The following is a 16,502-nucleotide window of genomic DNA, read 5'->3' as shown; positions in this document are numbered from 1 at the left end:
CAGTGCAGAGAAAGAAAATGCATATTTCAAAAATATAACATAATTATAGTGCTCTAGCCGAAACAAAATGAAAGTTACGAATACGTTTGCGCTTATATTTCAAAAAAATATGAGAATTAAGAAATTTAAAAGGTATTATTGAAATACAAAAGTTTAATATTTACGGTATATCCTGGGATTAATTAAAATATAATGAAACAAATAATAACCTTTTTAATAACCTTAGTCTCTTTAAATAGTGTTGCACAGGAAGTTATAACTGATATTAATAACGGAATAGATTTTCCGGTTGTTACAACCGAAACTGTTACCCCTGTATTTTATGATAAGAATGAAGATTCACTTGTATCAATAGCAGTAAACCTTTTTACAGATGATATTAAACGTGTAACAGGGAAAAGGCCACAACAGCTTACAAAGATTAACAAAGAAAAGAATATCATTATAATAGGTACCGTAGAGAAATGCAGTTTTCTTAGGGAACTTGAAAAAAATAAAAAAATAGATTTTTCCTCCCTAAAAGGAAAATGGGATGGGTATATGATTCAGGTGATTAACAATCCTTTTAAAGGAGTTGATAAGGCATTGATTATTGCAGGTAGCAATAAGCGTGGAGCAGCTTACGGTGCTTTGGAACTGACTAAACAAATGGGGGTTTCTCCCTGGTATTGGTGGGCAGATGTACCGGTAAAGAAAAAAGAACAGGTTTTTATAAAAAGCAATGTAAATATTAATGATGCTCCTAAAGTAAAGTACAGAGGGATTTTTATAAATGATGAGGCACCTGCATTAAGTGGTTGGGTGGAAGAGAATTTTGGGAAGTTTAATCATGAGTTTTATACTAAAGTGTTTGAACTATTGCTAAGAAATAAAGCCAATTACTTGTGGCCTGCAATGTGGGGCAGGGCTTTTAATGATGACGATAAGCTTAATCCGATATTGGCCGATAAATGGGGGATTGTTATGGGAACATCCCATCATGAACCAATGCTAAGAGCTCAGGAGGAATGGAAGAGATATGGCAGCGGAGCGTGGGATTATACAAAAAATGAGGTAGTTCTTAAAAATTTCTGGAAAAAGGGTATCGAGAATATGGGGTCTCATGAAAGTTTGGTAACAATTGGTATGCGTGGTGATGGTGATGAACCTATGACTGAAGGTACTGCTACAGCGCTTTTAGAGAGAATAGTTAAAGACCAACGCAATATTATAGAAGAGGTAACCGGAAGGCCTGCAGAAGTAACACCTCAGGTTTGGGCACTGTATAAGGAGGTTCAGGACTACTATGATAAAGGTATGCGTGTGCCCGATGATGTTACATTACTACTGTGTGACGATAATTGGGGAAATATAAGAAAATTACCGGCGAGGGATGAAAAGGAACGAAAGGGCGGATACGGTATATACTATCATTTTGATTATGTGGGAGGACCAAGAAATTACAAATGGATAAATACCAATAATATAGCAAGGGTATGGGAACAAATGCATTTAGCATGGGAATACAATGTAAAACAAATATGGATTGTAAATGTAGGTGATATAAAACCGATGGAGTTTCCTATTTCTTTCTTTCTGGATTATGCGTGGAATCCTGATAAGTGGACACCTGATAATTTAAGGGGTTATTATACACAGTGGGCTAAAGGTCAGTTTGGAGATACCTATGCCAAAGAGATAGGTGTTGTTTTGCGAGAATACGGTCAACTGGCTTCAAGGCGAAAACCTGAACTGGTTGATGAAAATACGTACAGTATTGAAAATTATGACGAGGCTTTCAGGGTAGTTAACGAATACAAAAAGTTATTAGAAAAAGCAGAAAAAATTGAGAAACAATTACCAAAGGACTATAAAGATGCTTATTATCAGTTGGTTTTACACCCTATACAAGCCAATGAAAATTTACATAAAATGTATGTGACTGTTGCCCTGAATAAAAAGTATACATCTCAAAACAATGTAAAAGCCAATGTTTATGCAGATTTAGTGAAAGAACTATTTATAAAAGATTCCCTTATTTCTAAGCAATATAATAAAGAGCTGTCGGGAGGAAAATGGAATCATTTTATGGATCAGACACATATAGGTTATACTTCTTGGTTTGATCCTAAAAACAATATAATGCCATCGGTATCTTATGTTTCAGATGATGCTAAAATTAAGCCCAATAACGAGATTATTGAGGTTATTAAATCTTCTAAAGAAGAGGCTATAATGGATACTAATACTGTTTTTTATGAAAAGGATGGTTATGTTTCCATCAATGCAGAAAACTACAGTAAAGCAAACAACACAAATGGTATTGAATGGAAAATAATACCAGATATAGGGCGTACTGCATCAGGAGTTAGTCCTTTTCCGGTAACGGCTGCTGCCCAAGATCCAAATTCGGGCGGGCCTAGTCTGGAATATACTTTCTACAGCTATGAGGACGGCCCGGTAAATATACAAACCTACTTTTCGCCAACACTTAATTTCCATAATACGGATAGCGGATTACTCTATGCTGTTTCGGTAGATGATTCCCAACCTGTTATTCTTAGCATAAACAGAGAGAAAGGAGAGAGGGCATGGGCTGGTTGGGTAGCAAACAATATCATTATTAAAGAAACCACATTAAAGGAGCTTAAATCCGGAAAACATACAGTTAAGATATGGATGGTTGATCCGGGCGTAGTACTTCAAAAAATCATATTGGATTTTGGAGGTATGAAAAAAAGCTACTTAGGTCCGCCAGAGACCAGATAACGAACTCACATTTATATTTAATTGCAATACCACATAAATATGACACCAAAATTCTCCCGAGGATTTTTATTTATTTTAATCCTTTTAATTCCTTTATGTCTTAAAGCCAATGACGGTTATGACCTTTGGCTCAACTACAGAAAAATTGAAAATAAAACACTACTTGATAAATATAGCAAAGCATTTAACAGTTATTATATAACAGGGAATTCTGAGACTCTAAAAGCTGCTGAAAATGAACTTAAACGTGCTTTTTCAGGATTACTGGGCACTAAGCCTAAAGTTTTGAATTCTATTACAAATAACTGCATTGTCCTGGCAACAAAAAATGAATCGGTGCTTAATGGTCAAATATCTGCCAAAGAGTATGAAGTATTAGGAAAAGAAGGCTTTATAATTAGGTCGGTAAAAATTAACAGCAAAACCTGTACATTAATTACTGCTAATACAGATATTGGTATTTTATATGGAGTTTTTCATTTTATAAAACTTATACAAACACAGCAAATAAACAATAAGCTAACTATTACTGAAACACCTAAATTAAATATAAGGGCTTTAAATCACTGGGATAATCTTGATGGTAGTATAGAGCGCGGTTATGCAGGTAATTCCTTATGGAAGTGGGATGAATTACCTAATACAGTTGATAAAAGATATATTGATTATGCAAGGGCAAATGCTTCTGTAGGAATTAATGCTACAGTGTTAAACAATGTAAACTCCAATCCTAAGATTTTAACAAAAAGCTATCTTGAAAAGATAAAGACTCTCGCAGATGTTTTCAGGCCATATGGTTTAAAGGTATATCTGTCTGTTTCATTTACTTCTCCAATAAAACTGGGAGGTTTACCTACTGCAGATCCACTTAACTCACAAGTAATTGACTGGTGGGAAGCTAAAGCAAAAGAAATATATACGCTTATTCCTGATTTTGGAGGTTTTTTGGTAAAAGCAAATTCAGAAGGACAGCCCGGACCTCAGGATTACGGACGTACACATGCAGATGGGGCTAATATGTTGGCTCAGGCTTTAGAACCACATAAGGGAGTTGTGATGTGGAGGGCTTTTGTGTACAATAGTGACCCTGAAGAAGACAGGGTCCTTCAGGCTTATAATAGTTTTAAACCTCTTGACGGTCAGTTTAAAGACAATGTACTTGTGCAGATTAAAAACGGTCCTATAGATTTTCAGCCAAGAGAACCTTTTTCACCACTATTCGGTGCAATGCCTAATACTTCACTCATGATGGAGTTTCAAATTACACAGGAATATTTGGGATTCTCAAATCATTTGGTTTTCCTCTCCACCTTATATGAAGAAACGCTGGATTCTGATACCTATGCTAAAGGAAAAGGAAGTACAGTAGCAAACGTAATTGAAGGGAAATATTCCTCTAATAAGCTTACAGGTATGGCAGGGGTGTCAAATATTGGTAATAGCAGAAACTGGTGCGGGCATCCTTTTGCCCAGTCTAACTGGTATAGTCTAGGAAGGCTGGCCTGGAATCCTGAAACATCGTCGGAAAGCATAGCAGACGACTGGATACGTATGACTTTTTCAAACGATAAAGAATTTATTGCGCCTGTAAAAAAAATGATGTTAGAATCCAGGGAAACTACTGTAGATTATATGACACCTTTAGGACTGAACCATATAATGGCTTATGATACACATAGAGGGCCGGGACCATGGGTTGATACTGCAGCGCAACCCAACTGGAAATCTACATACTATCACAGGGCAGATAGTATAGGTATTGGTTTTGATAGAACTACAAGTGGTTCTAATGCGGTATCACAATATTTTCCTGCTGTAAGGGACACCTTTAACTCTATTGAAACATGTCCCGAAAATCTTTTATTATGGTTTCATCATGTTAGCTGGAAACATAAAATGAAATCAGGTAAAACTTTGTGGGATGAAATGTGCAAGCATTATTATAATGGTGTAGATAAAGTAAGGAAAATGCAGTCTTCGTGGAATAAACTAAAATCTTTTATTGATGAAGAGAGGTTTGTTAAAGTAAAGCAGCTGCTTGAAGAGCAGCAGGAGGAAGCTGTGATTTGGAGAAACTCATGCGTACTTTATTTTCAGACTTTTTCAAAAATGCCTATTCCGGGAGAACTGGAAAGACCTGAAAAGCCATTAAGCTATTATATTGATTTAAAAATAGAATAGTTTTTTCAATCAATAATTCCATTTTTTATATAGGCTATTATAAATGTATTTTTTAAATCTACTTCTTTAATGCTTTTTAAGTACTATAATTTAATTATTGTTCTATTAATAGCTTTAAAATAAAATATTCACAAATTAGGTGTTATTTTTTTGAAGATAATGTTTTTGTTGGATTTTCAACTAAAACGTATTCGTAGCTTTTATGTTTTAGATTTTTAACTTAAAATAAGAAAATTTTACTTTTGGTCTATAACACCATAAGGGGTTTAAATAATTAAAAAATAGATTTTTAAATCATTACTTAAAAAATTTAGAGGGTTTCTTACGCTTAGTTTACGAAATCGATTTAGTAAACAGTATTCTATGAATACTCAAAAAACAAACACAAATATTATTAATAACCAACTACTAACTATTATGAAAAAACTCTACAAAGTATCAATTAAACCTCATCGCCTTTTATTGGTTTTGGCTTTAGTCTTTAGTACGCACTTGTGCTGGTCTCAGGATATGAATGTAAGTGGTACAGTTACTTCGGGGGATGATGGTATGGGGATACCGGGTGCTCTGGTTGCAGTTAAGGGCACTACAAACTCTGTAGCTACAGATATAGATGGTAACTATACTATATCGGCACCCCTAAATGCTGTATTACAGTTTTCATTTATAGGTTACCAGTCTCAGGAAGTTACTGTTACCGGAAATACTGTAAATGTAGTATTACAGGAGGAGGCACAGGAGCTTAACGAGGTCGTGATTGTAGGTTATGGTGCACAACGCAAAGAAGCTGTAACAGGATCTGTAGTGTCTATAAAAGGAGATGCCATAAGAGAGGTACCTGCTCCTAATATTACACAAGCATTACAAGGTCGCCTTGCAGGGGTCGAAATCAATCAGACTTCATCGCAACCTGGTGCGTCCATGCAAATACGTATAAGGGGTGCACGTTCTTTAACAGCAAGTAATAACCCTTTAATTGTATTAGATGGTATTCCATTTCCGGGTTCTTTAACAGATATAAGTACAGATGATATTAAAAGTATAGATGTACTAAAAGATGCATCTGCTACTGCTATTTATGGTTCCAGGGGTGCTAATGGTGTAATTTTAATAACAACTAATAGAGGAACACTAGGTCAAAAGGCCAAATTTACCTATAGCTCATATTATGGGGTTAGAAATGTCTTTTCAGATTATCCAATGATGGGTGCAGCAAAATATGCAAAATTACGTGCTGATGCTGGAATGTTCTCAAATGGGATTGATGAGTCTGATGATATCAATACTGATTGGCAGGACTTGTTTTACAGAACAGGAACTGTAGAAAATCATCATTTTAATGTATCGGGAGGATCTGCTACGGGCAGCTATAGTTTTAGTACAACATATTATAAAGATGAAGGAGTTATACCACTTCAGGATTATGAACGTTTTTCACTGGTTAGTTCTCTGGATCAGCAAATAGGTAATTATGTAAGAGTTGGTTTTAATACAAATAACAATTATTCAATTACTAACGGAAGTACTTTAGGCACTTATGGTGTTTTAAGTATGTCACCACTGGCAAATCCTTATAATGAAGACGGTTCATGGAAAAGAACGGTAAGTATGCCTTTAGACGAGCAATGGGTATATTCCAGGGATATAATGAATAATCTTGGTGATAGTTTTTTAGATCAAAATAAGGCTTTTGCCTCATATAATACAGTATATGGTGAGGTGAAAATTCCGGGGGTTGAAGGATTAAAATACAGATTGAACTTAGGAGGAAACATTAGGATGAGTACAGGAGGTACTTATACAGGAGAGGGAGTATTCAGCACCAATCCAGATACGCCATCAACAGCTACAATTAATAATTCTTTTAATAGTAACTGGGCTGTTGAAAATATACTTAGTTATGATCGCACTTTTGGAGGTAAGCATACAATAAATGCTATTGCTCTTTATTCTGCACAGGAAAACTTCTTTAACAGCTCTTCCATTTCAGCAAGAGAAATACCTTCAGATGCTTTCCAGTTTTTCAATTTAGGACAGGCACAAGGGGAAATAACTATAAATCCGGCAAATCAGAGCTATCAAAAGAGTGGGTTAGTTTCATATATGGGACGTTTAATGTATTCTTATGATGACCGTTATATGGTAAGCGCAACTTTTAGGTCAGATGCATCTTCAAGACTTGCTCCGGGGCATCAGTGGCATTCTTATCCGGCTGTTTCTGCAGGATGGAATATTGCTAATGAATCTTTTATGAACGGACTGGATGAAATTAGTCTTTTAAAATTGAGGGTGGGTTATGGTGAAACTTCAAACCAGGCAGTTGACCCATATAAAACTTTAGGATTACTAAGTACACGTCCGTATAACTTCGGAGGTGATTTCGTTACCGGATATTATGTATCTGAACTTCCAAATCCAAATCTGGGATGGGAGTTTTCAAAAACATGGAATTATGGTCTTGATTTCGGATTATTTAATAATCGTTTATCTGGAACTTTAGAATACTATGTACAAAATACAAATAATGTATTATTAGGAGTTAACTTACCACCAACAGCTGGAGTAGGTAGTTATACCGCTAATATAGGCGAGACCCAAAACAAAGGTTTTGAGCTTTCCCTTAAAGGTTTAATATTAGATAATCCAAATGGTGTAACATGGAGTGCCGGTTTCAACCTTTATTCTAATAAAAATAAGCTAACAGCACTAGCATCAGGGCAGCAGGAAGACGAAGCCAACTGGTGGTTTGTAGGTAAACCGATAAATGTTATTTATGATTATAACAGGCTTGGATTATGGCAGGAAGGAGACCCTTATCTGGATATATTAGAGCCGGGAGGTAATGTTGGTATGATTAAGGTAGAATATACCGGAGATTATAATGAAGACGGTACACCAACAAGAGCTATTGGTCCGGATGATCGTCAGGTTTTAGATGTTAATCCTGATTTTCAGGGAGGTTTCAATACTAATGTAAACTATAAGAATTTTGATTTAGGTATTGTAGGAGGCTTTCAGAGCGGAGGTATTCTTATAAGTACACTTTACGGTTCTACAGGATATTTAAATATGCTTAATGGGCGCAGGGGGAATGTTGACGTTGATTATTGGACTCCTGAAAATACAGATGTCAGATATCCTAAACCCGGAGGTATAACTAGTGGTGATAACCCGAAATACGGAAGTACATTAAGTTATTTTGATGCTTCTTATGTAAAAATAAGAACTATTACACTTGGTTATACCTTTAATCAGGACTTTATTAAAAAGGTAGGTATAGATAAATTAAGGCTTTATACTACGGTGCAAAATGCATTTGTGTTATACTCTCCTTATCATAAGGAAACCGGTCTTGATCCGGAACCTAATTCATATGGTAATCAAAACGCAGCTGTGACTGATGCTTATCAAAGCAGGTTACTTACAGTAGGAACTAATACACCTGCCACACGTACTTTTATGCTTGGTTTAAATCTAACATTCTAAAAAAACTATTATGAAAAATTTAAAAATAAAAACTATAGCAGCTACACTTTTTACAACTATAATGTTTGTGGGATGTAGTGATGAAATTTTAGAGGAACAGCCACGTAGTATTTATACCCCTGATTATTTTAAGACAGAAGAAGGGGTTTATGGAGGATTAACATCAATGTATGCTCATTTAAGATATATATACGGACAGGCTTATTACTATAATAGTTGTCTTACGGGGACTGATGAAGTAACCTATGCCCAAAGTGCTGATGCAAACTTTAAAGATATGGATCTTTCGGGGGTTGGGCAGGTAACTAGTGTTACCAGTCGTGCCGATGTTTTGTGGGGTGCTGCTTTTCCTAATATTAATACAGCAAATGGTATAATAGAAAATGCCACTGAAGTAGGTACAATACCAGAGGCACTTATATCCGAAGCAAGATTCTTTCGTGCTTTTGATTATTTTATGCTGGTACAAACATTTGGCGGCGTTCCGTTAGATTTAGGTACCGGAGAGCTAAAGTTTAATACAAATCCGGTAAGAACATCTGTTCGTAATACAGTTCCCGAAGTATATACTAAAGTAATATTTCCTGATTTATTAACAGCTATTAATGATTTACCGGAAGCAGGACGCGTTACTGGCGGAGTTACCAAAACAGTTGCGCGCCTTTATTTGGCAAAAGCATACTTAACTTACGCATGGTGGCTTGAAAATCCTAACAATATTCCAACCTATCCTGATACTTCCAGAGTAGATCCTGATGGGCAGAGTGCACAATGGTATTATCAGCAGGCTTATGATATTGCTGTAGAGGCTATAGATAATCCGGGACCATTTGCTTTACAGCAAACCTATTATGATGTTAATTTAGGTTCTAACGACCGTAATAATGAGATACTCCTATATGCAGATCATACTGAGGCTAGTGAATTTTATAATGGAGCAAGTCTAACTTACAGTAATGGTACAGCACCTGATAATTTTGCAGGATGGATGATGACCTGGAACTATACCAATATTAGAAGTGCTGCCGATCAAACTCAAGAAACCCTTATAAGCTCGGTACAACGAGAAGCTTCACAGCCTCTTGGACGTCCTTGGACACGTATGTGTCCTACTATTGAAGTAATTACAAATACATTTGCAGATAAAACAAATGACTCACGATATGACGGCACTTTTACAACTGTTTATCGTGGTAACTGGCAGAAAGGCGGAGTAACTAATGAATTTTTATATAATGCTAATAACATGGAGGTTTATCCCGGTGATGCCATATTAACCTTTCTGAATGAAGAACCTACAGAGTTAATTGATTATTCGAACTCTACATATAAAAGTAATATTGGTGCAGGGGTCTTACCTGGCAGGGCAGACTATGTAATATCACCACAGGGTATAAGCAGGCTTACTTATCCGGGGTTATGGAAACTGGGGACTTACCGTACTGATAATGGAAGTGGTTTAGGGCAGCCTAATGCGGCCAGTACACGTCCTTTCAATATAGCAAAATTCTCCGAACTGTATTTTATAGCAGCAGAGGCAAATGTAAAAGGTGCATCACCACAGGGAGGTAAAACAGCTTATGATTTGATAAATGTTATTCGCGCCCGTGCAGGTATGTGGCGTTGGGATAACAATGGTAATATGGTTAAAAATGAAGACAATAGCGCGGCAATGGTAGCTGCTACACCAACAAATATTGATATTAACTATATTCTTGCCGAGCGTTCACGTGAATTTTATGGGGAAGGTTATCGTTGGTTCGATCTTGTACGTACACAAAAATGGAATGAGTTAGCTTCAACCTATACTATTTGTGGTTCAGATACTGGTGATCACACACCACAAACAATTCAGCGTAATATAGAACCTTACCTTTATTTACGACCAATTCCTCAGGGACAGCTTGATGCTATGGTAGGGAATACACAAGATTATCAAAATCCGGGATATAATTAAATTAGTTTGTGTTAAGTTGAGTTTAAACCTGTGACAGCTACTGTTGCAGGTTTAATTTTTTATATCGATAAAAAAAATGTTATAATTTATTCCTATAAATGGTTAATTAATCAATATTTTATTGAAAATTATTATAATTGCTTTACCAATTAATCAATACAATTATAAATGGCTAATATTACAATAAAAGATATAGCAAAAGCACTTAATTTTTCTGTTTCAACCATTTCAAAAGCTTTAAATAATAGCTATGAAATAAGCGCTGAAACAAGAAAAATAATAATTGATTATGCTAATCAGCATAATTACCGGCCAAACAGACTGGCAAAGAGTCTTAAAATAGGGCATACTAACTCAATAGGTGTAATTGTAAACTCTTTTTTCAGCAGTACTTTTCTGGCTCAGGTATTAGATGGCATTCACAAGGCTTCTAACGAGGTGGGCTGTGATATTATTATAATGCAGAGTTATGAAAATGTAGCGAATGAAAAAGCGTGCTTAGACTCTTTGATCTCTAAAGGAGTTGATGGTATTTTATTGTCTCCTGTTAGCGAAACTTCTAATTCTGATTATATTAATCTTATTAATGAAAAGCACTGTCCGGTTGTTTTGTTTGACAGGTTAAATCCTGAAATTAAAACAACTAAGATTGGAGTAAATGAATACAAGGGCGCACTGGAGGCTACCCAGCATCTTATAGATATTAACCGAAAAAGAATATTATTTATAACCGGAGATAAATTTGGTGATAATAATCAAAGAATTCAGGGGTTTAAAAAGGCGTTAAAGAATTTAGATATACCAATTAATACGAGGTACATGGTTTTTTGTAGTCTCGAAAACACTGATGAAATGGATGCCAAAATAAGTAATTCCATACTGGGGTTAATTGAACAAAATATAGCCCCTAATGCCATATTTGGTGCCACAGATGTTATTACTACCAGAAGCTTGGGTATTTTGGCAAAATTAAAAATAAAAGTACCCGAAGAAATTGCAGTAATAGGTTTTGCAAATACTGATATTGCTTTTTCCCTTAATCCTTCGCTTTCTGCAATAAGGCAGCCGGCAAAAGACATGGGGTATTTAGCGCTTAAAAAACTTATTGAGCTTATAGAGTGTGAATCAAATACAAAAAGGACATCATTATATGAAACTATATTACTTGAAACCTCTATAAATATAAGAAAATCTACAACCCTGTAATTAGTATTTATTTTAGTTTAGGCACCAAAAGTTTCATTATAAACCAGGCAAACAAATAGGCTACTGCACAAAAACCGAACACTATTGTGTAGCCCGAAGTTAGGTCGCCCGTAGCTTTATAGACGTCAAAAAGCCTACCTACAAGAAAAGATGTTAAAGCTCCTCCTATACTTCCGGCCATGGTTCCTATGCCTATTACGCTGGCTATTGCATACTTGGGAAACATATCAGATACTGTAGAGTATAGGTTTGCAGACCATGCCTGATGCGCAGAAGCACATGTTCCTATTAAAAGTACCGGAATCCAGAATGTTATTTCGCCTAACGGCTGAACTAATAACACAACCAACGGTATAAGAGCTATAAAAAACATTGCCTTTCGTCTTGCAGGTGCAGTATCGTACCCTCTTTTAATGAAGTATAAAGGAAACCATCCGCCACAAATACTACCTACCATGGTCATGCTGTATAATACAGCCAATGGCAGAGTAATATCGGTGTTTTTTAACCCGAATTGTGAAGTGAGATAGGAGGGAAGCCAAAAAAGCAGAAACCACCATACTCCGTCTGTAAAAAATTTACCCAATGTAAAGGCCCATGTTTCCTTAAAAGCCAATAATTTAAACCATGAAGTTTTAGTTTCCTTTATCTCTTCAGGAGCTATATCATTAACTTCATTACCCTCTGTTATATATTCATATTCCTCAGCAGTTAATCTTTTTTGTTTTGAAGGATCATCATAATAGATCCACCAGAAAACAAGCCATACAAAACCTAAAGATCCTATTATGATAAATGAACTCTCCCAACCTAAGTGATAAGCAATCCAGGGCACAGTAAGTGGTGCCAGAATAGCCCCTATGTTTGACCCGGAGTTAAATATACCTGTTGCTAACGACCGTTCTTTTTTAGGGAAATATTCTGCAGTTGCTTTAATAGCAGCAGGGAAATTAGCTGATTCACCAATTGCAAGAATTGCCCTTGCTATGATGAAGCCAGCAACCGAAACAGAAATCCCCGTGATACCTAATATTCCTAAAAGATCTGAAGTACCCTTTCCTATGGGAATAGCAAAAGCATGTAATATGGCTCCTATAGACCAGATTATTAAAGCTATGGCATATCCTTTTTTTGTACCTATTTTATCAATAAGCCGACCTGAGAATAGGGTAAACAACCCATAAGTAAGTTGAAAGACGGCAGTAATCAACCCATAATCAGTATTGGTCCATTTTAATTCTTCCTCAAGAATAGGATGCAATAAGCTTAGTACCTGCCTGTCCAGATAGTTTATGGTTGTACCAAAAAAGAGCAGTGTACAAATTGTCCAGCGATAATTACCAATATTGTTTATGAGTTTTGTTTTATCCATCTATATTAACTTTGGTTAAGGTTAAAGTATTTTTTTGCATTGTAGTAACAGATGTCGGAAATTACAGATCCTATCCAGATAATATCATTAGGCAGATAGCCTTTTCTCATATCCTCGGCAAAAAGGTTACATAACAGTCTCCTGAAATATTCATGGCGTGAATAGGAAAGAAAACTTCTTGAATCAGTAAGCATCCCGATGAAAGTACTTATCAGGCCCTGATTAGAGAGTGCGTTTATTTGATTTGTCATTCCGTCAAGCTGGTCCAAAAACCACCAACCTGATCCGTATTGAATTTTCCCCCTGATACCTTCGCCCTGAAAGTTTCCTGTCATTGTCGCAAATAGTGTATTGTCAGCCGGATTAAGATTGTATAATATGGTTTTAGATAATTTATTGTTAGTTTCCAATTCATTTAGTAATAGGGACAATGTTTCAGCCTGCTTGTAATCTCCTACTGAATCAAAACCGGTATCACGGCCTAAAACGGAAACTTTATATGCATTACTATTTCTTAAGGCTCCTAAATGAAATTGCTGTACCCATCCTCTTTGGTGGTACATTTTACAAAACTCAACCAACATGAAATAGGTAAAACTTTCTTTTATTTCAGGAGCTTTACTGTCATTACCATTTAAAACCTCCTTAAATATTTTCTCAATATCAGATTTACCAGACTTTCCTTTATGAGGTATGGCACTTAATCCATGATCTGAAGATACACATCCTGCTTTATCAAAATAATCAACCCTTACTTTAAATGCCTGCAGTAAGGATTCCAAATCTGTTATTGTAATATTGGTAAGCTCTCCTAACTTCTGTACATAGTTTCTGAATTTATTTCCGTAATCAATATTAAATATTTTGTCCGGACGAAAAGTAGGCAGTACTTTGACTTTTGAATTATCATGACGTATTTTAAGATGATCTTCAAGAGAATCAATAGGGTCATCTGTAGTACCAACCATTTCCACATTGAAATTACTTAGTAATCCTTTTGCTGAAAAGGACTGTGATTGAAGTTTTTCGGAAGTTGTATCATAAATTTTTCGGGAAGTGTCCTGATTTAAAAGTTCCGTTATACCAAAGGTGTTTTTAAGTTCCATATGTGTCCAGTGAAATAACGGGTTTCTTAAGGTATGAGGCACTGTTTGTGCCCATTTTGAGAATTTTTCATAATCAGAGGCAGCACCGGTTATATATTCTTCTTCAATACCCAAGGCTCTCATGGCTCTCCATTTATAATGATCACCTTTTAGCCATGCTTGGGTTATATTTTCAAAATTTATATCATTAGCAATAGCCGAGGGAGATAGATGAGAATGATAATCTATTATAGGTTTATTTTGAGCATAATTAAAGTATAACTGCTCTGCAATATCAGATTCAAGAATGAAATTATCTTTTAAAAAGAATGACATAGTGTAATTTTAAGATTATTGTCCCATAATTCCAAGTTCCAGGCCCCGTAGTTCTGCCAACCCTTTGAGCCTTCCAATGGCCGAATATCCGGGGTGTGATGTTTTTTTAAGGTCATCAAGTATCTGATGTCCGTGATCGGGCCTAAAAGGAATAGGGATAGAACGGTTATTATTTTCTTTTACGATAGCTTTCATAACTTCATACATATTGACATCACCGTCTAAATGATCTGCTTCATAAAAATTACCTGACTTATCCTTTTTTACATTTCTTAAATGTATAAAATATACCCTTTGTTTTATGGCCTCAAATATTTGAGGAATGTTATTATGAGCACCTGCACCTAATGAACCGGTGCAAAAACATATACCATTAAAATCGTCTTTAACCTCATTAATTATATATTCAAGGTCTTCTTTATTACTTACAATTCTTGGTAGCCCCAATATAGGGTAGGGAGGGTCGTCAGGATGGATTGTCATTTTTATTGCCTCCTCTTTGCAGACATCAGCAATTGATTTGAGAAAATAAATAAGGTTTTGCCTTAATCCTTTATGACCAATTGACTGATAGGTTTCTATACTTTGCTGTAAACTCTCAAGAGTAGTACTGCTTTCTCCAGGTACTCCCATAAGGATAATATCCTTTAAGGTGTTACTTTCCTGTATAGTAATTGTATCTTTTATTTTTTTTACCTGCTGTAAAACAGCGTCAGAATAGTCTTTTTCTGCATCTTTTCTTTTAAGAAGGTAAATGTCAAAATAAGCTACTGAGGCCCATTCGAAGTAAAGAGCTTTTGCACCATTATTGAGTTCAAAGTCCAGTTTTGTGCGGGTCCAGTCTAAAACCGGCATAAAATTATAGCAGACAGTTTTTAAGCCACAGGCACTTAGGTTTTTTAGTGATGCTTTGTAATTAGACATATAGATTTCTGCATCTTTACCACGTGTTTTTATGGCTTCATGAACAGGGACACTTTCTATTACAGACCAGGTTAAGCCTGCATCCTCAATCTGTTTTTTTCTTTTTTGAATTTCTTCTACAGTCCAAATCTCACCATGCGGAATATGATGCAGTGCAGATACTATTCCGGTAGCTCCAGCCTGTTTTATATCCTGAAGACTAACAGTGTCATCGGGTCCATACCACCTCCAGGTTTGTTCTAGTTTATTTTTATAACTATTCATAAATCAATATAATTATACACCACACCATGCATTAAAGCCTCCATCAACAAAAATTGTTTCACCATTTACAAATGCGGAAGCATCACTTAATAAATAGACTAGGGTGCCCTGTAGTTCTTTAGGATTACCAAGTCGCGAATAAGGAGTATTATCAACAAATTTCTTTGCACGTGGTGTAAAGCTTCCGTCTGCGTTTGTTAAAAGGGTACGGTTTTGTTCGGTAAGAAATACACCGGGTGCGATAGCATTAACACGCACTTTATCACCGTAACGAAGTGACAGTTCTGTAGCCATCCATTTAGTATAGCCGTCTATACCATGTTTTGCTACAGTATAACCTAAAACACGCGTAATAGATCTACTGGCTGCAAGGGAGGAAATATTGATGATTGAGCCTTTACCTTTTTTAGCTATTATTTCTCCAAAAACGTGAGTAGGGATTATAGTGCCATAAAGATTCAGCTCTATAGCTCTTATGGTGTCTGACACTTTTGAATCAAAAAAATTTTGATTTGGCTCAAAAGTTGCTCCCGGAATATTACCCCCTGCAGCATTTACTAAACCATCAATTGTTCCAAAGTGAGTTAATATAATATCTCTGGCCTTTATAACATCAGTTTCATTAAGCACATCAGCTATTATTGCAATAGCTTCTGCCCCATATTTAGCAGCCAGTTTTACTCTTGCATCAGCCTTTTCTTTATTACGCCCCAAAACAGCTATTTTTCCTCCGGCCTGTGCAATTGCCTGTATAAATGATTCACCCAAAACACCGGTTCCACCTGTTACGACTATAACTTTATCCTTTAAGGAAAAAGAGTCTAAAATATCCATAGATAAAATATTGGTTTATAATCTTTTTTCAATATTCAATATTACCCTTAAAATTCAAGAAAGGTTATTTATTACAAATATTTCAGCTAAAACGTATTCGTAAGTTTAG

At 35.8% G+C, this 16,502-nt stretch carries 9 protein-coding genes; 5 read left to right on the top strand and 4 right to left on the bottom strand.

Translation table 11 applies throughout. The annotated features are described in order from the left end of the window. The first annotated feature begins 192 nt into the window (after nt 1-192). The 5 genes from Q763_RS08065 to Q763_RS08045 all read left to right on the top strand — a co-directional run bounded on the left by Q763_RS08065 (nt 193) and on the right by Q763_RS08045 (nt 11,578). A complete protein-coding gene (locus Q763_RS08065) occupies nt 193-2,748 on the top strand; it encodes a glycosyl hydrolase 115 family protein (protein ID WP_035133007.1) in 2,556 nt (851 codons plus the stop codon). 39 nt (nt 2,749-2,787) lie between these two features. Beyond that, nucleotides 2,788-4,929, top strand: coding sequence for an alpha-glucuronidase family glycosyl hydrolase (locus Q763_RS08060; RefSeq protein ID WP_035133005.1), 2,142 nt, complete (start codon nt 2,788-2,790; stop codon nt 4,927-4,929). Nucleotides 4,930-5,346: 417 nt separating this feature from the next. Then, entirely contained in the window at nt 5,347-8,415 is a 3,069-nt protein-coding gene (locus Q763_RS08055; RefSeq protein WP_035133076.1) for a SusC/RagA family TonB-linked outer membrane protein, read from the top strand. Nucleotides 8,416-8,425: 10 nt separating this feature from the next. Further along, the gene (locus Q763_RS08050; RefSeq protein ID WP_035133004.1) at nt 8,426-10,372 is read left to right on the top strand and encodes a RagB/SusD family nutrient uptake outer membrane protein; all 1,947 of its coding nucleotides are present in this window, start codon (nt 8,426-8,428) and stop codon (nt 10,370-10,372) included. Between the two features lie 168 nt (nt 10,373-10,540). Then, a complete protein-coding gene (locus tag Q763_RS08045; RefSeq protein WP_035133002.1) occupies nt 10,541-11,578 on the top strand; it encodes a LacI family DNA-binding transcriptional regulator in 1,038 nt (345 codons plus the stop codon). Between the two features lie 7 nt (nt 11,579-11,585). Here the strand turns inward: Q763_RS08045 and Q763_RS08040 are convergent, their stop codons facing one another. The 4 genes from Q763_RS08040 to Q763_RS08025 are packed head-to-tail and all read right to left on the bottom strand — an operon-like array spanning nt 11,586 to nt 16,393. Next, nucleotides 11,586-12,950 (bottom strand): MFS transporter, encoded by a 1,365-nt coding sequence (locus tag Q763_RS08040; RefSeq protein ID WP_035133001.1) that lies wholly within the window; start codon nt 12,948-12,950, stop codon nt 11,586-11,588. A 5-nt stretch (nt 12,951-12,955) separates the two neighbouring features. Next, nucleotides 12,956-14,371, bottom strand: a complete 1,416-nt coding sequence (gene uxaC, locus Q763_RS08035; RefSeq protein ID WP_035132999.1) for a glucuronate isomerase — start codon at nt 14,369-14,371, stop codon at nt 12,956-12,958. A gap of 15 nt (nt 14,372-14,386) precedes the next feature. Continuing rightward, nucleotides 14,387-15,559 (bottom strand): mannonate dehydratase, encoded by a 1,173-nt coding sequence (uxuA, locus tag Q763_RS08030; RefSeq protein WP_035132997.1) that lies wholly within the window; start codon nt 15,557-15,559, stop codon nt 14,387-14,389. 12 nt (nt 15,560-15,571) lie between these two features. Then, nucleotides 15,572-16,393, bottom strand: a complete 822-nt coding sequence (locus Q763_RS08025) for an SDR family oxidoreductase (protein ID WP_035132995.1) — start codon at nt 16,391-16,393, stop codon at nt 15,572-15,574. Nucleotides 16,394-16,502 lie beyond the last annotated feature (109 nt).

This window comes from Flavobacterium beibuense F44-8, from assembly GCF_000769915.1.
GTDB lineage: Bacteria > Bacteroidota > Bacteroidia > Flavobacteriales > Flavobacteriaceae > Flavobacterium > Flavobacterium beibuense.
This window is presented reverse-complemented; position numbering and strand designations above follow the sequence as displayed.

Coding starts and splice junctions, on each gene's coding strand:
- Q763_RS08050 (WP_035133004.1), top strand. CDS start 8,426: ATGAAAAATTTAAAAATAAAAACTATAGCAGCTACACTTTTTACAACT.
- Q763_RS08065 (WP_035133007.1), top strand. CDS start 193: ATGAAACAAATAATAACCTTTTTAATAACCTTAGTCTCTTTAAATAGT.
- Q763_RS08055 (WP_035133076.1), top strand. CDS start 5,347: ATGAAAAAACTCTACAAAGTATCAATTAAACCTCATCGCCTTTTATTG.
- Q763_RS08040 (WP_035133001.1), bottom strand. CDS start 12,950: ATGGATAAAACAAAACTCATAAACAATATTGGTAATTATCGCTGGACA.
- uxuA (WP_035132997.1), bottom strand. CDS start 15,559: ATGAATAGTTATAAAAATAAACTAGAACAAACCTGGAGGTGGTATGGA.
- Q763_RS08060 (WP_035133005.1), top strand. CDS start 2,788: ATGACACCAAAATTCTCCCGAGGATTTTTATTTATTTTAATCCTTTTA.
- uxaC (WP_035132999.1), bottom strand. CDS start 14,371: ATGTCATTCTTTTTAAAAGATAATTTCATTCTTGAATCTGATATTGCA.
- Q763_RS08025 (WP_035132995.1), bottom strand. CDS start 16,393: ATGGATATTTTAGACTCTTTTTCCTTAAAGGATAAAGTTATAGTCGTA.
- Q763_RS08045 (WP_035133002.1), top strand. CDS start 10,541: ATGGCTAATATTACAATAAAAGATATAGCAAAAGCACTTAATTTTTCT.